Source organism: Pseudomonas sp. 2848, from assembly GCF_003253945.1.
In the GTDB taxonomy this organism is placed as follows: domain Bacteria; phylum Pseudomonadota; class Gammaproteobacteria; order Pseudomonadales; family Pseudomonadaceae; genus Aquipseudomonas.
Genome location: NZ_QKZD01000011.1, coordinates 35,914 through 54,550, shown reverse-complemented (window position 1 = coordinate 54,550; position 18,637 = coordinate 35,914). Strand labels below are relative to the sequence as shown.

The 18,637-nt window shown below is 62.8% G+C and carries 17 protein-coding genes and 4 tRNA genes; 4 read left to right on the top strand and 17 right to left on the bottom strand.

Going from position 1 to position 18,637, the window contains the following annotated elements; genetic code table 11:
- Positions 1–28: 28 nt before the first annotated feature.
- The 3 genes from DFS21_RS20935 to DFS21_RS20925 form a co-directional block, all read right to left on the bottom strand.
- The gene (locus DFS21_RS20935; RefSeq protein ID WP_111533025.1) at positions 29–337 is read right to left on the bottom strand and encodes a hypothetical protein; all 309 of its coding nucleotides are present in this window, start codon (positions 335–337) and stop codon (positions 29–31) included.
- A gap of 228 nt (positions 338–565) precedes the next feature.
- Complete coding sequence (locus DFS21_RS20930) at positions 566–1,000, bottom strand: DoxX family protein (protein ID WP_111533024.1); 435 nt, start codon at positions 998–1,000, stop codon at positions 566–568.
- Between the two features lie 112 nt (positions 1,001–1,112).
- On the bottom strand, positions 1,113–2,519 hold the full coding sequence (locus DFS21_RS20925; RefSeq protein ID WP_111533050.1) for a transglycosylase SLT domain-containing protein: 1,407 nt from the start codon (positions 2,517–2,519) through the stop codon (positions 1,113–1,115).
- A 158-nt stretch (positions 2,520–2,677) separates the two neighbouring features.
- Here DFS21_RS20925 and DFS21_RS20920 point away from each other — a divergent pair, with 158 nt between their 5' ends.
- The 3 genes from DFS21_RS20920 (at position 2,678) to DFS21_RS20910 (ending at position 5,509) form a co-directional block, all read left to right on the top strand.
- Entirely contained in the window at positions 2,678–3,484 is an 807-nt protein-coding gene (locus DFS21_RS20920) for a TatD family hydrolase (RefSeq protein WP_110700945.1), read from the top strand.
- A gap of 86 nt (positions 3,485–3,570) precedes the next feature.
- Complete coding sequence (locus DFS21_RS20915) at positions 3,571–5,049, top strand: methyl-accepting chemotaxis protein (RefSeq protein ID WP_110700947.1); 1,479 nt, start codon at positions 3,571–3,573, stop codon at positions 5,047–5,049.
- A gap of 91 nt (positions 5,050–5,140) precedes the next feature.
- Positions 5,141–5,509: an Mpo1-like protein gene (locus DFS21_RS20910; RefSeq protein ID WP_110700949.1), complete on the top strand. Its 369-nt coding sequence runs from the start codon at positions 5,141–5,143 to the stop codon at positions 5,507–5,509.
- 91 nt (positions 5,510–5,600) lie between these two features.
- On the opposite strand, the gene DFS21_RS20905 is transcribed toward DFS21_RS20910, so the two are convergent.
- The 3 genes from DFS21_RS20905 to DFS21_RS20895 form a co-directional block, all read right to left on the bottom strand.
- Positions 5,601–6,398 carry an acyl-CoA thioesterase II gene (locus DFS21_RS20905; RefSeq protein WP_111533023.1) on the bottom strand — a complete coding sequence of 266 codons (798 nt, stop codon included), beginning with the start codon at positions 6,396–6,398 and terminating at the stop codon, positions 5,601–5,603.
- An 83-nt stretch (positions 6,399–6,481) separates the two neighbouring features.
- Positions 6,482–7,249, bottom strand: coding sequence for a CHAD domain-containing protein (locus DFS21_RS20900; RefSeq protein ID WP_110700953.1), 768 nt, complete (start codon positions 7,247–7,249; stop codon positions 6,482–6,484).
- A 14-nt stretch (positions 7,250–7,263) separates the two neighbouring features.
- Entirely contained in the window at positions 7,264–7,542 is a 279-nt protein-coding gene (locus DFS21_RS20895; protein WP_102683240.1) for a hypothetical protein, read from the bottom strand.
- A 156-nt stretch (positions 7,543–7,698) separates the two neighbouring features.
- On the opposite strand from DFS21_RS20895, the gene DFS21_RS20890 reads away from it, so the two are divergent.
- On the top strand, positions 7,699–8,742 hold the full coding sequence (locus DFS21_RS20890) for a patatin-like phospholipase family protein (protein ID WP_110700955.1): 1,044 nt from the start codon (positions 7,699–7,701) through the stop codon (positions 8,740–8,742).
- Between the two features lie 119 nt (positions 8,743–8,861).
- On the opposite strand, the gene DFS21_RS20885 is transcribed toward DFS21_RS20890, so the two are convergent.
- The 11 genes from DFS21_RS20885 to DFS21_RS20835 all read right to left on the bottom strand — a co-directional run bounded on the left by DFS21_RS20885 (position 8,862) and on the right by DFS21_RS20835 (position 18,457).
- Positions 8,862–10,721: a SurA N-terminal domain-containing protein gene (locus DFS21_RS20885; protein WP_111533022.1), complete on the bottom strand. Its 1,860-nt coding sequence runs from the start codon at positions 10,719–10,721 to the stop codon at positions 8,862–8,864.
- A 180-nt stretch (positions 10,722–10,901) separates the two neighbouring features.
- Positions 10,902–11,174: an HU family DNA-binding protein gene (locus DFS21_RS20880; protein WP_023629739.1), complete on the bottom strand. Its 273-nt coding sequence runs from the start codon at positions 11,172–11,174 to the stop codon at positions 10,902–10,904.
- A gap of 153 nt (positions 11,175–11,327) precedes the next feature.
- Entirely contained in the window at positions 11,328–13,724 is a 2,397-nt protein-coding gene (gene lon, locus DFS21_RS20875; protein WP_110700959.1) for an endopeptidase La, read from the bottom strand.
- A 153-nt stretch (positions 13,725–13,877) separates the two neighbouring features.
- Positions 13,878–15,161 carry an ATP-dependent Clp protease ATP-binding subunit ClpX gene (clpX, locus tag DFS21_RS20870; RefSeq protein ID WP_031314790.1) on the bottom strand — a complete coding sequence of 428 codons (1,284 nt, stop codon included), beginning with the start codon at positions 15,159–15,161 and terminating at the stop codon, positions 13,878–13,880.
- Between the two features lie 108 nt (positions 15,162–15,269).
- Positions 15,270–15,911, bottom strand: a complete 642-nt coding sequence (gene clpP / locus DFS21_RS20865) for an ATP-dependent Clp endopeptidase proteolytic subunit ClpP (RefSeq protein WP_023629742.1) — start codon at positions 15,909–15,911, stop codon at positions 15,270–15,272.
- A gap of 91 nt (positions 15,912–16,002) precedes the next feature.
- Positions 16,003–17,316 (bottom strand): trigger factor, encoded by a 1,314-nt coding sequence (tig, locus tag DFS21_RS20860; RefSeq protein WP_110700961.1) that lies wholly within the window; start codon positions 17,314–17,316, stop codon positions 16,003–16,005.
- Between the two features lie 248 nt (positions 17,317–17,564).
- On the bottom strand, positions 17,565–17,864 hold the full coding sequence (locus DFS21_RS20855) for a DUF6388 family protein (protein ID WP_046854887.1): 300 nt from the start codon (positions 17,862–17,864) through the stop codon (positions 17,565–17,567).
- A gap of 151 nt (positions 17,865–18,015) precedes the next feature.
- Positions 18,016–18,091, bottom strand: a tRNA-His gene (locus DFS21_RS20850).
- Between the two features lie 36 nt (positions 18,092–18,127).
- Positions 18,128–18,212, bottom strand: a tRNA-Leu gene (locus DFS21_RS20845).
- 57 nt (positions 18,213–18,269) lie between these two features.
- Positions 18,270–18,345 (bottom strand) — tRNA-His (locus tag DFS21_RS20840).
- Between the two features lie 35 nt (positions 18,346–18,380).
- Positions 18,381–18,457: transfer RNA gene (locus tag DFS21_RS20835), tRNA-Arg, on the bottom strand.
- Positions 18,458–18,637: the final 180 nt, after the last annotated feature.

Below are 18,637 nucleotides of genomic sequence, written 5' to 3'. Positions count from 1 at the left end.
CGAAAAACGCCTGGCCGCGACACGCCGCTCAACGGCGGGTGATCAGCCCCTGGCGGGCGATGCGGGTGAGCTGGCCGATGACTTCTTCGGCATCCTGCGCCGCGGGGGCCTGGATCACGGCCAGGTCGAAGCGGTCGTTGCCGTACTGACCGAGCTGGTCACAGCTGTCGGAGAACTGGATGAGGAAGGCACAGGCCTGGCCCTTGCGCCGGGAGAAGCCATCGAGATTGCGCAAAAGCGTGGGTTGATGCTGGCCGCCGAGCAGGATGCGCGGGGTACGGGAGGCCGGGTTCTTGGCCAAGGGAGTCAAACAGACACTGGTACGTGGGCAACTCATGGAGTCTCTCTCCGCCTCGCTGATCCCGCTGGGCAGCGGTGGGAGGCGTCACCGAACCAGCGCTTTAGCGGTATTTCGGAAGACCCGTCGTGGGCCCTTCCTGCGCCCCGCAAGTAGCTGTTTAAATCGGCGCAATCGGTATGCTAGAGGGACACGCCGCAAGTTACAAGCTGCAAGTCGATCACTTTGACCACTTGCAGCTTGAGGCTTGAAGCTTGCAGCTTTGTTTCAGCGTGCGATCAGACGGTCCAGCGACAGGCGGCCAGCGCCCTCGATCAGCACCGCCACGGTGCCGGCAAGCAGCGCCAGGGCGAACTCATAACCGTTGTTGGACATGAACAGCCCGTTGCCGATATGCACCGAGAAGATCGCCACCACCAGGGTCACGCTCAGCGCCAGCGCCGCCGGGCGGGCCAAAAGGCCGACCACCAGCGCCAGGCCGCCAAAGAACTCGGCGCTACCGGACAGCAGGGCCATGAGGTAGCCCGGAGCCAGGCCGATACTTTCCATCCACTGGCCGGTGCCTTCCAGGCCGTAGTCACCGAACAGGCCGAAGAGTTTCTGCGCGCCGTGGGCCATGAAGATGACACCGACCAGGATGCGCACGACGCTCAGGCCATAGCCGGCGCGGGTGGTGAAAAGGGCTTTCAGGGAGTTGTTCATGAGGTGCTTCCTTGTTTGAGCAGGTGTGTGTTGGATGGGCGCCATCATAATCAACTCATCGAATAAGAAAATCGCAATAATCGCGCAAATCATATCGAATAATTAGATTTAATTAGCGCTTGGCCACCCGCTCCAGGGAGGCACGCTCGCGGTTGAACGCAAGGTAGTACTTGTTGACGCTGTTGACGAAGTTCACCGGCCCCATGCCCACCTGCTCCATGGCGATGCGCTCGGTCTGGAAGAACCACTGGTTGCCATTGAGCCCTCGTCGCCGGGCTTCGGCGCGCATGGCCTGGACCCGCTCCGGCCCGAGGTTGTAGGCGGCCAGGATGAACGCCATGCGCTCGCGCTCGTTGAGCTGCGGGCTGGCGAAGAACTTGCGGCGGATCAGCGCCAGGTAGCGGGCACTGGCCTGGACGTTGCCATCTACCGTGGCGGTGTTGCTCACGCCTACCCGCTGGGCCGCCGAAGGCGTGATCTGCATCAGCCCGTGGGCACCGCCAGTGCCCCGCGCCTTGGGATCGAGGGTGGACTCCTTGAACGCCAGGGCGGCCAGGTTGAGCCAGTCGAACTGCTGGTCGCCGCCATGCTTCTGCAGCACGGGGCGCAACGCGGCCAGGCGCTGGCGGTCCTGGCGGGCCAATGGATTATGCACCCGGTACTGGCGCCGGTAGATACGCTCGAACGCCGCGTCCTGGTTGTCGGGCGCGCGGTAGGTGGCCAGGAAGCGGTCCACCGCCGTGCGCAACATCGGCGCATCCTTGCGCAGATACCAGCGCATGGCCTGGGGCGGTGCCAGTTGCAGCTTGCTGTCGACCCGCAGGCGCGGCATCACCCGCGCCCAGCGCTGGGCGATGGGACGCTCCACCACGGTCAGCGGGTAGATGCCCGCTTGGACCATCTCCAGCACATCCTCCACCGCCAGCGTCGGGTCGACCCACTCCACCTTGATCGGTGCCCGCTTGCGCAGCGCCAACTGCTGGTTGATCGCCTCGATCGCAGGCCCCGCGGCACTGGCGGTGGTCAGGGCGATGGTGCGCCCGGACAGCTGTTCGGCACGGTTGTAGCCGCGCTCGCCCTTGCGCCCGACCAGTTGCAGGGGAACCTGGTCGAGCACCGGTGCGCTGGCCTCGACGCCGCGCACCACGCCAGGGTCGAGCAGTTCACCGGGCGCGGCAAGATCGCCCTCGCCGCGCTGCAGCGCACCGAGTAACTGCTCCTTGGCGCGGGGGATGATCTTCAGGGTGATTTCCTGGCCGTCGGCGCCCCGGGCATTGAGGGCGTGCTCCAGGGCACGCAGGCGGTAGTACTCGATCCCGACCGGTTCACCCTTTACCTCGCCGGAGCTGTTGCGGCTCTGGTTGACCAACACCCGCAGCACCTTGCTCGAGCGGATCTGCGCCAGGTCACGGGCTTGGCTGGCAGGCACATGCTGCTGCGGCCCCGCTTCGCCGGCAGCGACCGGCCCGGCGGCCAACAACCCGTACAGCAACAGGCTGGTGAAAAAGGTTCGCACCATGGCGGTAAGGGTCCGAGGGCGGTTGGCAGGCACCATGCGCTGTGATCGATCCGTGATAAATGACCGCAACAGACCACGGCAAACGTTTGAAGTTCTTGGTTTTTTCGCGATATCGCGGTTTTTGCTATGCTGGCCGCCCCGCGGCAAGAGGTAGCACCATGCAACTGATCGATATCGGCGTCAACCTGACCAACAGCAGTTTCCGCGACCAGCAGGCCGCTATCGTCGAACGTGCCATGGAAGCCGGCGTGGCACAGATGGTCCTTACCGGCACCAGTCTGGATGTCAGCGCCGAAGCGCTGGAGCTCTGCCAACGCCTGGACGAGCCCGGACAGCGTCTGTTCAGTACTGCCGGCGTGCATCCCCACGATGCCAGCCACTGGAGCGCTAACAGCGAACGTCAGCTGCGCGAACTGCTCGCCCAACCGCGGGTCGTGGCCGTGGGCGAATGCGGCCTGGACTTCAACCGCGACTTCTCCCCACGCCCCGCCCAGGAAAAGGCCCTGGAGGCGCAGCTGGCGCTGGCGGTCGAGTTGCGCCTGCCGGTGTTCCTTCACGAGCGCGAGGCCAGCGAACGCCTGCTGGCGATCCTCAGGAACTACCGCGACCACCTGAGCGCGGCAGTGGTGCACTGCTTCACCGGTGAACGCCAGGCGCTGTTCGCCTACCTCGACATGGACCTGCACATCGGCATCACCGGCTGGATCTGCGACGAGCGCCGTGGCACCCACCTGCACCCGCTGGTCGGCAACATCCCCGCAGGCCGCCTGATGCTGGAAAGCGACGCGCCCTACCTGCTGCCACGAAGCCTCAGGCCCAAGCCGAAGAACGGCCGCAACGAGCCCGCGTTCCTCCCCGAAGTGCTCCGCGAGGTGGCGCTGCACCGCGGCGAAACGATGGAACACACCGCCGCCCACACCAGCGCCTGCGCCCGCGCGTTCTTCGGCCTGCCTGAGGTTTCTTGACGCATATCAACGAGGTCCCTGGCCTTGGCGGGCACAATGATGGCACCTTGCCAATAATGTTTCCGCCAACTCAGAGAAGACCTACCATGGGTGCCTGGCTTAGCAACGTTTCCCTCAAATACAAGTTCTGGGCCGTCAACGCAGTGGCCTTCGTCACCACGCTGATGCTGGTGCTCTACGCGGTGCACCTGGAGCAACAAGCCCGCGCCAGCGGCGCCCAGGCGCAAGCGCAGGCCCAGGCCGAACTGCTGGCAGCCTGGCCCGCCGGACAGCCACTGCCCACGCAGGCCAACCTGATCACCTGGCGCAACGGCCAGACACCGCAATTTGCCGGCGAACCGCTCGAGGCCCTGCGCGATGCCCAGGGCTGGGTAGAGCTGCCCAGTGCCTGGATCCTCGGCGACAACCCGCTGCGCGGCGCCCAGGTGCTGCGCCGGGACGAGCAGCACATCGCCGTGCTTGCCCAGTCCCCCAGTCTGCGCCAGGTCTATTTCGACCGCTTCAGCAACTATGCCGTGTGCGTGCTGATCCTGATGCTGGCGATGCTGTGCGCCTCGCAGTTGCTGATCCGCTTCCTGCTCAGCCAGCTCAACACCCTCAAGGACGTGATGCTGCACGTGGAAAAAACCGGCGACCTCTCGGCGCGGGTACCGCTGGCCTGCGGCGACGAGGTCGGGCAGATGGCGGGGGCCTTCAACGCCATGCAGACTACTTACCACCGCGTGGTCAGCACCGTGGCGCGCACCGCCGCGCAGCTCGACTCGGGCGCCGCGCGCCTGGCCGGCAGCATGGACGAGGTGCGCCACGGCATGATCGGCCAGCAGAGCGAGACCGACCAGGCGGCGACCGCGATCAACGAGATGACCGCCACGGTGCACCATATCGCCCAGCACGCCGGCGCCACCCGCGACCTGTCGCAGACCGCCGACACTCTGGCCGGCAGCGGCCAGGCCGTGGTCAGCCGCGTGCAGGACTCGATTGCCGGGCTGTCCAGCGGTGTGCAGCAGACTGCCGAAATGATCCGCCAGCTGGCTGACGACAGCCAGAAGATCAATGGCGTGGTGGGGGTCATCCACAGCATCGCCGAACAGACCAACCTGCTTGCCCTCAACGCCGCCATCGAGGCCGCCCGGGCCGGCGACCTGGGCCGGGGCTTCGCCGTGGTCGCCGACGAAGTGCGCAACCTGGCCAAGCGTGTACAGACCTCCACCGACGAGATCACCAGCATGGTCGCCGACCTGCAGGCCGGTACCCGCGACGCGGTGGATTTCATGCAGGAAAGCTCGTACAAGGCCGACGATTGCGTCAAGCAGGCACGCGAAGCCGGCGAGGCCCTGGCCGAGATCACCAGCGCGGTGGCACAGATGCGCGAAAGCAACACCCAGATCGCCGTGGCCGCCGAGCAGCAGAGCCAAGTGGCCGAGGAAATGAACCGCGCCGTCGTCAGCATCCGCGACGTGACCGAAGAGACCGTGCAGCAGACCGTGGGCTCGGCCACCACCAGCAGCGAACTGGCGACCCTCGCCGGCGAACTGAACAAGGCCATCGGCCAGCTCAAGCTTTGACCCGCACTGGCTATGGTCACCATAGCCAGCGTCGATTGGCCCCCCTGCGGGGGCCGCACTAAGCTTTGGACAGCCCCCTGAGGATTCGTCCATGAGCAAACGACTGCCCAACCTGCCCGCCTGGCAATGGCGCGGCTACCACCACAATCACCGCCACCCCACCAACCTGGTGCTGCATCTGATCGCCGTGCCGCTGTTCATCCTGGGCGCACTGCTGGTGTTGTCGGGGCTGTTCGCGCTGGACCTGTCGCAGATCGCCGTGGGCGTCATTGCGTTGGTCGCCGGGTTGGGCCTGCAACGCCATGGGCACCGCCTGGAAGCCGAGCAGCCCGAGCCTTTCGCCAATCGCCAGGATGCCCTGCAGCGCCTGCTCACCGAGCAATTCATCACCTTCCCGCGCTTCGTGCTTAGCGGCGCCTGGTGGCGGGCCTGGCGCGAGCGGCACAAGCATCGCCACTGACCGAAAACATCGCGGGGCAAGCCCGCTCCCACAAGCGCCATTGAGCGCCGTGGGAGCGGGCTTGCCCCGCGATTGACTTGATGAAGATGGCTCAGGCGAACACGGTCACCGTCTGCCGACTCAACGCCAGCAACTCCCCTTCCGCCGTCCACAACGCAGCGGCCGCATGCCCATAGCCATCACGGGCATACTCAGTCTCAACCACATAGCGGCACCAGTCGAGGGTCGACAGCTGCGGCGTGGGTTGCACAAACTCGATCGTCCAGGTCAGCGTGCTGCCGGCCGCGGGCTGCCTGAGATATGGCAGCAGGCTGGGCGGCCAGGCATCGACCAGCGCCAGCAGGTGCGCCACCCCTACCGGCTCCTCGGCGACATCACGCAGGCGTACCCAACCGCCCATATGCCGTGAGTCATTGCCACTGAACGGCAGGCCGCCCACCGCCCAGCGAAACGCCACGTGCTGCATGAATTCCGGTGTAATGCCCTTGATGAAGGGCAGCTCCGGTGCCGCCTCCTGCAGCGGCTTCATCGGCATCGCGGCTTGCGCGTCGACCGCCACCACGGAAGGACGACCGGCACCGAAGCTGCCCTGCACCAGGGTCACCACCTGGCCATCCTGCACGGCGCGTCCCAGCAAGGTGCTGACAGCCTTGCCCTCGCGCAGCACCTCCACCTCCAGGCTGATCGGCACATCCGGCGCCGCCGGGCCGACGAAGGTGATGGCCAGCGAACGCACCGGGCGGTTGTCGCCGAGCTTCTGGCGCATCGCTTCGTGCACCATCGCCGCCATCAGGCCGCCGAACACCGCGCGGCCCTGGGCCCAGCCAGCCGGTACGCTGACCGCCTCGGGGTGAGCGCGCGCGGCTGTCAGCAATTCTGTGAAGTTCATGTGCCAGGGCTCCTGCGCGAAAAGAACCGATAGTAACCAGCGATCACGCCAGCCACAGCCCGCATTTCGGTCATTTGCCGGGACTAACGGCGCGCCAGGGCTTTTTGCAATGCCTCGAGAGTCAGATCGGAGCGCCCCTCGGCAGCATGCAGCTCATGCTCCCAGGCCACCTTGCAGCCTGCCAGGTCACTGTGCTCGTGCACTTGCAGCAGCCACTGCACGCGGTCATGCCAGTCGCCAAGATCACCTTGCGCCTTTTTCAACAGACGCTGCAGCCCCTTGCCGGCATGCTCGAGTTGGGGGTACGCCTCGTCCCCGTAGCGAACACGCTTGATCAGTAGGCGCAGACGATGCCGATCATGGGCCGGGTCGTCCAGCGCCCTGGCCAGCTTGCGCCATTGCTTCTCCAGGCGCTTGTCGATGCGCCTGCGCATGCCTTGCGTCAAGCCTTCGCGGTCGGCAGCACGCAAAAACAGCGGGAAGGCGTCGAGGATCGCCAGCACCCGAGTAAGCTGGGCACTGGACGCGACGCTGGCAAAGGTCCGTGCCCTCCCCTCCTGGCGGCGCTCGCCGGCCTGCACATGACCGCGCCCGACCAGTTGCGCGGCCAGCACTTCACGGTCACGCAACGGTGTGGTGAGCGTGCCCAGTGCCCCCGCCGCTTCCTCCAACTGCTCGACACCCGGCAAGCCACGCAAAGGCCGCAACAAACTGCGCAGCCGCCGTAGGGTGGTGCGCAGGTCGTGCAGCGCCTCGCTGTCGGTATCGGCGGCGAGGCGCTCGCGACAGGCCAGCATTCCCACCTGCAGGGCCAGGACCCTGGAAACCACATGGTCGATCATGCTCGGCATGTGACGCTCCTCACTCAACGCCCGGCGCGGGACTCACGAATATAGAAACGCGCTTTCTCGGCCTTGTGGGTACAACCTTCAAAGCCTTCGAACTGCTGCTGGGTCTTGGCACCGGTCAGCAGCGACAACGCCTTGGAATAGCTCACGGTGCCGGCAAAGCCTTCGGCCTTGGCCAGGTCAAGTTCCTTCCAGGCGGCATCGAGCTGGGTCGCGCAACTGTCACGGTAGGCCGTCTTGCCCGCGCAGCCGGCCAAGGCCAGGGCAATCAGAGGAAGGGTGATCCAGGCTTTCATCGGTAATACCTCGAGGGTGGAAACTGAAGTGGCCGTTCGACGGCAAAGCAAACAAAAAGTGCCCTGCTCAGCGTAGTCCAGCACGGACTACATTGAAGCACAGGCGGCATGGGTGCATTGTTGGACCATGGTTGCACAGGCACAGGGGGAAAAATCATGGGCAAACGCGTGGCGTTGGTGCTGGGCTCCGGCGGGGCCCGAGGGTATGCGCACATCGGTGTGATCGAGGAGATCGAACGCCGCGGCTACGAGATCGCATGCATCGCCGGTTGCTCCATGGGCGCGGTGATCGGCGGCATCTACGCCGCCGGCAAGCTCGACGAGTACCGCAGCTGGATCGAGAGCCTGGACTACCTCGACGTGCTGCGCCTGGTCGATGTCAGCTTTCGCCTGGGCGCCATTCGTGGCGACAAGGTGTTCGGGCAGATCCGCAAGATCGTCGGCGAGATCAACATCGAACAGTTGCGCATTCCCTACACGGCAGTCGCCACCGACCTGACCAACCAGCAGGAAATATGGTTCCAGGAGGGCTGCCTGCACCAGGCCATGCGCGCCTCGGCGGCCATTCCCAGCCTGTTCACCCCGGTGGTGCAAGGTAATCGCATGCTGGTCGATGGCGGTATTCTCAATCCGTTGCCGATCGTCCCGGTGGTGTCCAGCCACTGCGACCTGATCATCGCCGTCAACCTCAACGCCACCAACCAGAAGCAGTATCAGTTGCCGGTGATCGAGCGCCCGGCGGCGTTCAAGATGCGTTTCGACGCCTTGATCAGCTCGCTGGGGTCGCGCCTGCCGTTCCGGCGCAAGCCGGCCGAACAGCTAATCCGCCTGGAGCAGGAGATCGTCGCCGAAGGGCTCGCCGCATCCAACCCCTGGCTGGGCGAGAGCGCCGAACCGCAGGGCCAGCAGCCGGCGGCGGCGCCGCAGAGCGAAGGCGCGCCCAAGTCGGCCACCGGCTCGTTCATCGTCGACAACGTCGGCCCAGCGTCCTTGCTGGACCTGATCAACCAGAGTTTCGAAGTGATGCAGACGTCGTTGGCGCAGTACAAGATCGCCGGGTATCCGCCGGATGTGCTGATCAACGTACCCAAGCGGGTGTGCCGGTTCTTCGAGTTCTACAAGGCGCCGGAGCTGATCGCCCTGGGGCGGGAGATTGCCCGGGACACGCTGGACAACCATGAGGGAATCCGGCGCCCCTGAAACAAGTCCGTGCACACCTGCCGCAGGTCGTCATGCAGGAGCGGGCTTGCCCCGCGATGAACCAAAGCCAGAAACGAAACAGGCCGCATAAGCGGCCTGTTTCGCGATCAGCACACGACTCAGTAGCGGGTGATGTCGGCACTGCCTTCAAGCAGCTTGCGATAAGCCGCGAAGTCTTGCGAACCGGCACGCGATGCGAGATAGCGACGGATCTGCGCCTTCTCTTCATCGGTGGCGGCAGCACCTTCGTTGACGCCCTTCAGCTGCAGGACCACCAGGCTGCCATCGCCCAGCACCACGCTGCCGTAGACTGGCTTGTCCTTGGCCGCTGGCTTGCCGAGGCGGAACACCGCCTGCAGCTCGGCCGGGTCGATGCCATCCTGGCCACGGGTGACCGCTTCATGGAGCTTCCAGCCCTGACCTTCGGCCTTGACCGAGCCATCCCGCAGGCCGGCGATCAGTTTGTCGGCCTTGGCCTTGAGTTCGGCAATCGCCTTCTCCTTGGCCAGGTGCTCGCTGATGTTCTTGGCCACGGCCTCCAACGGCAGCTGCTCGGGCTTGCGGTGCTCCTTGACGCGCACGACCACCACGGTTTCCGGGTCGAGTTCGATGGCGTTGCTGTTGGCGCCCTCTTCGAGCACCTGCTCGCTGAACGCGGCCTGGATCACCGCACGGTTGGCAGTGATGCCTTCACCACCCTCGCGACCGAAGGCGGCAGAGGTGTGTACCTTCAGGCCCAGGTCCTGGGCCGGCTGGGCCAGGTCGGAAGCTTCGAAGGCGGTGTCTTCGAGCTGCTTGGTGGCCTCGACGAAGCGCTGCTCCACCTGCTGGGTCTTCAGCTCGTGGGTCAGTTTGTCCTTCAGGCTGGCGAAGCTCGGTACGTCCGGCGCCTGCACGCCCAGCAGCTTGATCAGGTGGTAACCGAACTCAGTGCGCACGGGTGCCGATACCTGGTCCTTGTTCAGCTTGTACAGCGCGTCCTCGAAGGCCGGGTCGTACACACCAGGGCCGGCGAAGCCGAGGTCACCACCGGTGCTGGCCGAGCCTGGATCCTGGGAGAACTCCTTGGCCAGTTTGGCGAAGTCCTCGCCTTTGCCCAGGCGCTGCTGGATCTCATCGATGCGGGCCTTGGCCTTGGCATCGTCGGTCTTGTCGTTGACCTCGATCAGAATGTGCGCGGCATGGCGCTGCTCGCCCAGATTGGCGATTTCCTTCTCGTACAGGGCCTTGAGCTCGCCGTCGTCGACCTTGACCTGATCGAAGAAGGCCGACTTCTTCAGCTCGAGGTAATCGATGACCACTTGATCCGGGGTCATGAATTCCTTGGCGTGCTGGTCGTAGTGCGCCTTGACCTCGTCATCGCTCACCTTGACCGCGGCCGGATCGGCCTTGAAGGTCTGCGAAGCGAAATCACGGGTCTGCTTCTCGAGGCGGGCGAAGGCTTCAACCTGCTTGTCGGTGACGAAGCTGCTGCCGGCAAGGCCGGTGCGCAGTTGGCCGATGAGCATTTCCTGGGCGAGCATCTCGCGGAACTGCATGCGCCCGTAGCCCATCTGGCGGATGACCGAATCGAAGCGCTCGGCGCTGAACTTGCCATCGACCTGGAATTCAGGCGTCTGCAGGATCAGCTGATCCAGCGCGGCCTCGGAAAAAGCGAACTTGGCATCTTCGGCACCCTGCAACAGCAGCTTGCGATCGATCAGCCCCTTGAGCGCGGCTTCGCGCAGCATCTTCTCGTCCAGCAGCGCAGGGTCGAAATCCTTGCCCAACTGTTGCATCAGCTGGCGGCGCTGCATGTCCACGGCCTGGCTCAGCTCGTTCTGGCTGATGGTCTGGCCGTTCACCTTGGCGGCGTCCTGGCTATGGCTGGCGGCCTGGAAAATGGCCTCGAAACCGGTCAACGCCATCAGTACGACGATGAGGCCGATGATGGTCTTGGCAATCCAACCTTGTGAATTGTCCCTGATATTCTGCAGCATGCGTCCCCCAGAAACGGCTGTACCACTGCGTCGACAACCGCGGAGCGTGGGTAGAATCCTGATAGAAGAAAGGCGCATCCAGTGGATGCGCCTTTTCGAAGCGAGCGTGCCAGCGGGAACGTTTGCGACCCGCCGTCACGCGGTCGGCCCTGGCGACGCCCGGGCCGGCTGAAAGACGACTTAGTTGACGGCGTCTTTCAGGCCCTTGCCAGCCTTGAAGCCAGGAACCTTGGCGGCAGCGATCTTGATCGCCTTGCCGGTTTGCGGGTTACGGCCGGTGCGCTCAGCGCGCTCCTTGACCGAGAAGGTGCCGAAGCCAACCAGGACAACATCGTCACCGGCTTTCAGGGCGCCTTGAACGGATTCGATCACTGCGTCCAGCGCACGGCCGGCTACAGCTTTCGGGATGTCAGCGGATGCGGCGATAGCGTCAATCAGTTCCGACTTGTTCACTCTAAGTCCCCTTATTTCTCTATTGAGTTTGTTTCTAAGTATGTAATGAAAAGCTTATGAAACGAGCGCTGGGTGGCCTGTTGACACTGGCGTGCCGCTTTATAGCAAGGGGCCGAAAATGCTGTCAACCAAAGCCCCCCAGCGAAATACGTACTAGTGCGTGCTGATTCTTTCCTTAGCATCGCCGTCGCGCTTCTCATCTTTCGCGACAATCTCCGGAGCCACATCTGGCAAGGGCTCCGGGGCGTATTGCAGCGCAATTTGGAGGACTTCGTCAATCCATTTGACCGGTTTGATCTGAAGATCCTGTTTGATGTTTTCCGGAATTTCCTTCAAGTCGCGAACATTCTCTTCCGGAATGATCACCGTCTTGATCCCGCCACGGTGTGCCGCCAGGAGTTTTTCCTTGAGCCCGCCAATGGCCAGGACCTGGCCACGCAAGGTGATCTCACCGGTCATCGCCACATCGGCGCGAACCGGGATCTGGGTCAGGGCCGACACCAGCGCGGTGCACATGCCGATACCGGCGCTAGGGCCATCCTTGGGCGTGGCACCTTCGGGCATGTGGATGTGAACGTCGCGCTTCTCGTGAAAGTCTGCAGCGATCCCCAGGCTTTGAGCGCGGCTGCGCACCACCGTCTGCGCGGCGGTGATCGACTCGACCATGACGTCGCCGAGCGAACCGGTCTTGATCAATTGCCCCTTGCCGGGAATGACCACGGCCTCGATGGTCAGCAGTTCGCCACCCACCTGGGTCCATGCAAGGCCTGTGACCTGGCCGATCTGATCCTGCTGCTCGGCCAGGCCGTAGCGGAACTTGCGCACGCCCAGCAACTGCTCGAGCTGCTCGCCGGTTACCTTGACCTTCACCTGCTTGACGCCGGTGTGCTCCTTGACCACTTTGCGGCAGACCTTGGCGATCTGGCGCTCCAGGCCACGCACGCCAGCTTCGCGGGTGTAGTAGCGAATGATGTCGCGGATGGCCGAGACGTCGACCTCCAGTTCATCCTTCTTCAAACCATTGGCCTTGACCTGCTTGGGCACCAGGTACTTGACCGCGATGTTGATCTTTTCGTCCTCGGTGTAGCCCGGCAGGCGGATGACTTCCATGCGGTCAAGCAGCGCCGGCGGGATGTTCATCGAGTTCGAGGTGCACAGGAACATCACGTCCGAGAGGTCGTAGTCGACCTCCAGGTAGTGATCGTTGAAGTTGTGGTTCTGCTCGGGGTCGAGCACCTCCAGCAACGCCGAGGCCGGGTCACCGCGCATGTCGCTGCCCATCTTGTCGATCTCGTCGAGCAGGAACAGCGGGTTGCGTACACCGACCTTGGTCATTTTCTGAATCAGACGACCGGGCATCGAGCCGATGTAGGTACGACGGTGGCCACGGATCTCGGCCTCGTCACGCACGCCGCCCAACGCCATGCGCACGAACTTGCGATTGGTGGCGGCGGCGATCGACTCGGCCAGCGAGGTCTTGCCCACGCCAGGTGGCCCGACCAGGCACAACACCGGGCCACGGATCTTCTTCACCCGCTTCTGCACGGCGAGGTACTCGAGGATGCGTTCCTTGACCTCTTCCAGACCGTAGTGGTCCGCGTCGAGGATCTCCTCGGCCTTGGTCAGGTCCAGGCGCACCTTGCTCTGGGCTTTCCACGGCACCTGTACCAGCCAGTCGAGGTACGAACGCACCACGGTGGCTTCGGCCGACATCGGCGACATCTGCTTGAGCTTGTTCAGCTCGGCCTGGGCCTTGGCCAGGGCGTCCTTGGGCAAGCCTGCGGCGTCGATGCGCTTCTTCAGCTCCTCGACTTCGTTGTGGCCTTCGTCGCCATCGCCAAGCTCCTTCTGAATGGCCTTCATCTGCTCATTCAGGTAGTACTCGCGCTGGCTGCGCTCCATCTGCTTCTTCACGCGACCGCGAATGCGTTTCTCGACCTGCAGCAGGTCGATCTCGGCATCGAGCAGCGCCAGCACGTGCTCGACACGCGCCTGCAGCTCGACGATCTCGAGGATCTCCTGCTTCTGCTCGATCTTCAACGCCATGTGCGCGGCCATGGTATCGACCAGGCGCCCAGGCTCTTCGATGCTGTTGAGCGAGGACAACACTTCTGCCGGGACTTTCTTGCCCAGTTGCACGTATTGCTCGAACTGCGACAGCAGGGTGCGCACGAAGACCTCGGACTCGCGCTCGGCGGTCTCGACTTCGTCGATCAGGCTGACTTCGGCACGAATATGGCCATCGACTTCAGTGAAGCGCTCGACAGCACCACGCTGCTCACCCTCGACCAGCACCTTGACGGTGCCATCGGGCAGCTTGAGCAGTTGCAGCACGGTGGCGACAGTGCCCACGCGATACAGGGCGTCTTCACCCGGATCGTCGTCGGCAGGATTTTTCTGGGCCAGCAGGAGGATCTGCTTCTCGCCCGTCATCGCGGCCTCGAGGGCCTCGATGGACTTCTCACGCCCCACGAACAGTGGGATGACCATGTGCGGATAGACGACAACGTCGCGCAATGGCAAAAGAGGCAAGTCGAGGGTGGTCTTCATGATTTCGCCTCTACAGCGGCCATGTGGCCGGAAACCGTTGGAAATGGTGCTTGGGGCTAATGTGGGGGCAGCCCTGGGAAATTACAAGCGCCCAGGCCATGAAATGCAAAAAGGGGCCAAAAAGGCCCCTTCCTGCTGCTACCCCGTTCCCAATCAGGCGTCGGGAGCGGCCTTGGCTTGCGGCTCGCTGTTCTCGTAGATCAGCAGCGGCTGCGAAGAGCCTTCGATGACGCTTTCGTCGATCACCACCTTGCTGACATCCTTCTGCGAAGGAATCTCGTACATGGTGTCGAGCAGCACGCCCTCGAGGATCGAACGCAGGCCACGGGCGCCGGTCTTGCGCTCCAGCGCCTTGCGGGCAACGGCCTTGAGCGCATCGCTGCGGAACTCGAGGTCGACGCTTTCCATCTCGAACAGCTTGGCGTATTGCTTGGTCAGCGCGTTCTTCGGCTCGGTGAGGATCTGCATCAGAGCAGCCTCATCCAGCTCGTCCAGCGTCGCCAGAACCGGCAGACGGCCGACGAACTCCGGAATCAGGCCGAACTTGACCAGATCGTCCGGCTCGACCTCACGCAGCGACTCGCCGACCTTCTTGCCCTCTTCCTTGCTGCGCACTTCGGCACTGAAGCCGATGCCGCCCTTGGTGGAGCGGTTCTGGATGACCTTTTCCAGGCCAGAGAACGCGCCACCGCAGATGAACAGGATGTTGCGGGTATCAACCTGCAGGAACTCCTGTTGCGGATGCTTGCGACCGCCTTGCGGCGGCACCGAGGCAACGGTGCCCTCGATCAGCTTCAACAGCGCCTGCTGCACGCCCTCGCCCGAGACGTCACGGGTGATGGACGGGTTGTCCGACTTGCGCGAGATCTTGTCGATCTCGTCGATGTAGACAATGCCCATCTGGGCCTTTTCCACGTCGTAGTCGCACTTCTGCAGCAGTTTCTGAATGATGTTCTCGACGTCCTCACCGACATAACCGGCTTCGGTCAGGGTGGTGGCGTCGGCAATGGTGAACGGTACGTTCAGCAGGCGCGCGAGTGTCTCGGCCAGCAGCGTCTTGCCCGAGCCGGTCGGCCCGATCAGCAGGATGTTGCTCTTGCCCAGTTCGACTTCGTCGCCCTTCTTGTCACGCTGGTTCAGGCGCTTGTAGTGGTTGTACACCGCTACCGCCAGCACCTTTTTCGCGCGCTCCTGACCAATGACGTACTGGTCCAGGATACCGCTGATTTCTTTCGGCGAGGGTAGCTTGTGCGCGTTGCTCTCGGCCTGGGCTTCCTGCACCTCCTCACGGATGATGTCGTTGCACAGGTCGACGCACTCGTCGCAGATAAATACCGAGGGGCCGGCAATCAACTTGCGCACTTCGTGCTGGCTTTTGCCGCAGAAGGAGCAATAGAGCAATTTGCCGTTGTCCTCGCCGTTACGGGTGTCAGTCATTCGATCGATCCAATCCGGTAGGCTTGAAACACAAGATGAAGGCAATCGCTGGCTTTTTCAAGTCCGCGGGTAGGCGCAATCTGCACCCACCCGCTCTGGCGCATTGCTTCAGGATGCCAGTTGCCGCTTGTCGTAGACCGAGTCGATCAGGCCGTACTCGGCCGCGCGCGCAGCGCTCATGAAGTTGTCACGCTCGGTGTCGCGCTTGATGGTTTCCAGCGGCTGGCCGGTGTGATGGGCCAGCAGCTCGTTCAGGCGCGCCTTGATGTTGAGGATTTCCTGGGCGTGGATCTCGATATCGGTCGCCTGGCCCTGGAAGCCGCCCAGCGGCTGGTGAATCATCACCCGCGAGTTGGGCAGGCAGTGGCGCTTGCCGGCGGCACCAGCCGCGAGCAGGAAGGCGCCCATGCTACAGGCCTGGCCGATACAGATGGTCGAGACGTCCGGCTTGATGAACTGCATGGTGTCGTAGATCGACATGCCAGCTGTCACGGAGCCGCCTGGGGAGTTGATGTAAAGATGGATATCCTTGTCCGGGTTTTCCGCCTCAAGGAACAGCAGTTGCGCCACTACCAGGTTGGCCATGTAGTCCTCTACAGGGCCGACCAGGAAGATCACGCGCTCCTTCAGGAGGCGCGAATAGATGTCGTAGGCGCGTTCGCCACGGGCGGACTGCTCGATAACCATCGGGACCAGGCCGCCCGCGGCCTGGATGTCAGAGCTCTGCTGAATATAAGAATTGCGGGACATGTCCTGCACTCACTCCCAAATAGTCATGGCTTGAATACGCACAAGCCAGCGCGAAGGCTGGCTTGTGGGGGTTTCCTACGAGAGTAGCCTGTTACTCAGCGTCGGCAGCTGCCTGGGCTGGTTTCACCGCTTCTTCGTACGAGACCGATTTGTCGGTCACAGTCGCTTTCTGCAGGACAGTATCTACAACTTGTTCTTCCAGTACAACCGAACGCACTTCGTTCAGTTGCTGGTCGTTCTTGTAGTACCAGGCGATGACCTGCTCAGGCTCCTGGTAGGCCGAGGCCATCTCTTCGATGACTTCGCGAACCTTGGCTTCGTCCGGCTTCAGGTCGAACTGCTTGACCACTTCGGCAACGATCAGGCCCAGGACCACGCGGCGCTTGGCCTGCTCTTCGAACATCTCGGCTGGCAGCTGCTCAGGCTTGATGTTGCCACCGAACTGCTGAACGGCCTGCACGCGCAGACGGTTGACTTCGTTTTCCAGCAGGGCCTTTGGCACTTCGACCGGGTTGGCGGCCAGCAGACCGTCCATGACCTGGTTCTTGACCTTGGTCTTGATGGCCTGGCGCAGTTCACGCTCCATGTTCTTGCGAACTTCGGCGCGGAAGCCTTCCAGGGTCGATTCCTTGATACCGAACTGGGCGAAGAAGGCTTCGTTCAGTTCTGGCAGCACAGGAGCCGAAACGCTGTTGACGGTAATGGTGAACTCGGCGGCCTTGCCTGCCAGGTCCAGGTTCTGGTAGTCCTCTGGGAAGGTCACGTTGACCACGCGCTCTTCGCCAGCCTTGGCGCCAACCAGACCTTCTTCGAAGCCCGGGATCATGCGGCCGGAGCCCAGTACCAGCTGGGTGCCCTTGGCCGAACCACCGGCGAAGGCTTCACCGTCGATCTTGCCGACGAAGTCGATGTTGACCTGGTCGTCGTTCTGCGCGGCGCGCTCGACAGCCTCGAAGCGGGTGTTCTGCTTGCGCAGGACTTCCAGCATGTTGTCCAGGTCGGCGTCAGCCACTTCGGCGCTCAGGCGCTCGACAGCGATCGAGTCGAAACCGGCAACGGTGAACTCAGGGAAGACTTCGAAGATGGCGACGAACTCGAGGTCCTTGCCTTTTTCGAACGATTTTGGCTCGACGGCAGGAGCGCCGGCCGGGTTCAGCTTCTGCTCGACGATGGCTTCGTAGAAGGAAGCCTGGACCAGGTCACCGAAGGCTTCCTGACGGGCATCGGCCTCGAAACGCTGGCGGATCACGCTCATTGGCACCTTGCCCGGGCGGAAGCCCGCGATCTTGGCGCGCTTGGCAGTCTGCTGCAGACGCTTGTTGACTTCGTTCTCGACGCGCTCGGCCGGAACGGCGATGGTCATGCGGCGCTCGAGAGCGGAAGTGTTTTCAACAGAAACTTGCATGGATATTCCTCGTTGCACAGACGTTAGCCGGCGATAACCCGACTCCAGAATCAAGGGCAAACATTCTAGTGACTCGCGCACCAGAAGTCACCCCACCCGGATTGTCGGCGAAACACGCCGGTCGATTTCCCTGGAAGGCACGCACGACGGGGCGTCGAGCCTATTCATATAACGACCGCGCGCCACCTCGAATGCCGCGCAGTTGTAAAACCTTGTCAAACAAACAACAGCCTGGGCGATCGCCAGTTTTATTGCGGCTCGATCTCGTTGAACTGGCAGTATTCTTCCCAAGCCAGGCCCAACGCCTCGGCCACCTCGCGGTGCACTTCCAGGCGCATGGCCTGCAACTGCTCCGGCGACTCGGCGATCAACTGCAACGCGTACTCCCAAGGCTGGACGCCCTGCTCCTGGGCTGCATCCTCGAACGCCCATTCGATCTGCTGGGCCTGCTCACGGGCATCCAGCTCACGGATTTCTTCGAGCAACTGCGGATTTGCCTCGGCAAAACGCTGCAGCGCCAGGGCCTGGCGCGCCTCTTTTGCAATCATTTGCGCTACTCCTCTGCCAGTCTGTTCAGCCAGGCATTCAACCGGCTGAAATCTAACAGCTTTTATCGCCTGACCACCAGTAGCCACAGGCACCGGATGGCAGAAACAAAAAAGGCGCCCGATCATTCGATCCGGGCGCCTTCTGAAAATATGGGGTGGACGATGGGAATCGAACCCACGACAACCGGAATCACAATCCGGCGCTCTACCAACTGAGCTACGCCCACCATAATGCAGTGTTGCGGTACAGCCTTACAGAAACATGGTGCGGACGAAGAGACTCGAACTCTTACAGCTTGCGCCGCTGGAACCTAAATCCAGTGTGTCTACCAATTTCACCACGTCCGCATGAAACGCTTAGAACAAGGGCGCCGGATCATTCAATCGAGGCGCCCCTGAAAAATCTGGGGTGGACGATGGGAATCGAACCCACGACAACCGGAATCACAATCCGGCGCTCTACCAACTGAGCTACGCCCACCATAACGCGTTACTGCTTACTTGCCCGAGCCTAAATGGCGCACCCGGCAGGACTCGAACCTGCGACCATCCGCTTAGAAGGCGGATGCTCTATCCAGCTGAGCTACGGGCGCTTAAGCTTCCAGCCAAACCGAACAAGCGAACCACTTGCCCTGCTCGACTTTGCCAACCCGTGCCAGGCAGTGCCCGACAAGTGCGGCGAATCTTATAGGCGACCCTGAGGGGCGTCAACACCTTTCGCAAAAAAATTTAAATTATTGAAGGGGTTAGGGGATTTGCCCGACCACCCGCCT

Excerpts from the sequence above, each read along its gene's own strand:
- lon (WP_110700959.1), bottom strand. The coding sequence starts at position 13,724 with ATGAAGACCACCCTCGACTTGCCTCTTTTGCCATTGCGCGACGTTGTC.
- DFS21_RS20925 (WP_111533050.1), bottom strand. The coding sequence starts at position 2,519 with ATGGTGCGAACCTTTTTCACCAGCCTGTTGCTGTACGGGTTGTTGGCC.
- clpP (WP_023629742.1), bottom strand. The coding sequence starts at position 15,911 with ATGTCCCGCAATTCTTATATTCAGCAGAGCTCTGACATCCAGGCCGCG.
- tig (WP_110700961.1), bottom strand. The coding sequence starts at position 17,316 with ATGCAAGTTTCTGTTGAAAACACTTCCGCTCTCGAGCGCCGCATGACC.
- DFS21_RS20935 (WP_111533025.1), bottom strand. The coding sequence starts at position 337 with ATGAGTTGCCCACGTACCAGTGTCTGTTTGACTCCCTTGGCCAAGAAC.
- DFS21_RS20920 (WP_110700945.1), top strand. The coding sequence starts at position 2,678 with ATGCAACTGATCGATATCGGCGTCAACCTGACCAACAGCAGTTTCCGC.
- DFS21_RS20930 (WP_111533024.1), bottom strand. The coding sequence starts at position 1,000 with ATGAACAACTCCCTGAAAGCCCTTTTCACCACCCGCGCCGGCTATGGC.
- DFS21_RS20900 (WP_110700953.1), bottom strand. The coding sequence starts at position 7,249 with ATGCCGAGCATGATCGACCATGTGGTTTCCAGGGTCCTGGCCCTGCAG.
- clpX (WP_031314790.1), bottom strand. The coding sequence starts at position 15,161 with ATGACTGACACCCGTAACGGCGAGGACAACGGCAAATTGCTCTATTGC.
- DFS21_RS20895 (WP_102683240.1), bottom strand. The coding sequence starts at position 7,542 with ATGAAAGCCTGGATCACCCTTCCTCTGATTGCCCTGGCCTTGGCCGGC.
- DFS21_RS20890 (WP_110700955.1), top strand. The coding sequence starts at position 7,699 with ATGGGCAAACGCGTGGCGTTGGTGCTGGGCTCCGGCGGGGCCCGAGGG.
- DFS21_RS20855 (WP_046854887.1), bottom strand. The coding sequence starts at position 17,864 with ATGATTGCAAAAGAGGCGCGCCAGGCCCTGGCGCTGCAGCGTTTTGCC.
- DFS21_RS20885 (WP_111533022.1), bottom strand. The coding sequence starts at position 10,721 with ATGCTGCAGAATATCAGGGACAATTCACAAGGTTGGATTGCCAAGACC.
- DFS21_RS20915 (WP_110700947.1), top strand. The coding sequence starts at position 3,571 with ATGGGTGCCTGGCTTAGCAACGTTTCCCTCAAATACAAGTTCTGGGCC.
- DFS21_RS20905 (WP_111533023.1), bottom strand. The coding sequence starts at position 6,398 with ATGAACTTCACAGAATTGCTGACAGCCGCGCGCGCTCACCCCGAGGCG.
- DFS21_RS20910 (WP_110700949.1), top strand. The coding sequence starts at position 5,141 with ATGAGCAAACGACTGCCCAACCTGCCCGCCTGGCAATGGCGCGGCTAC.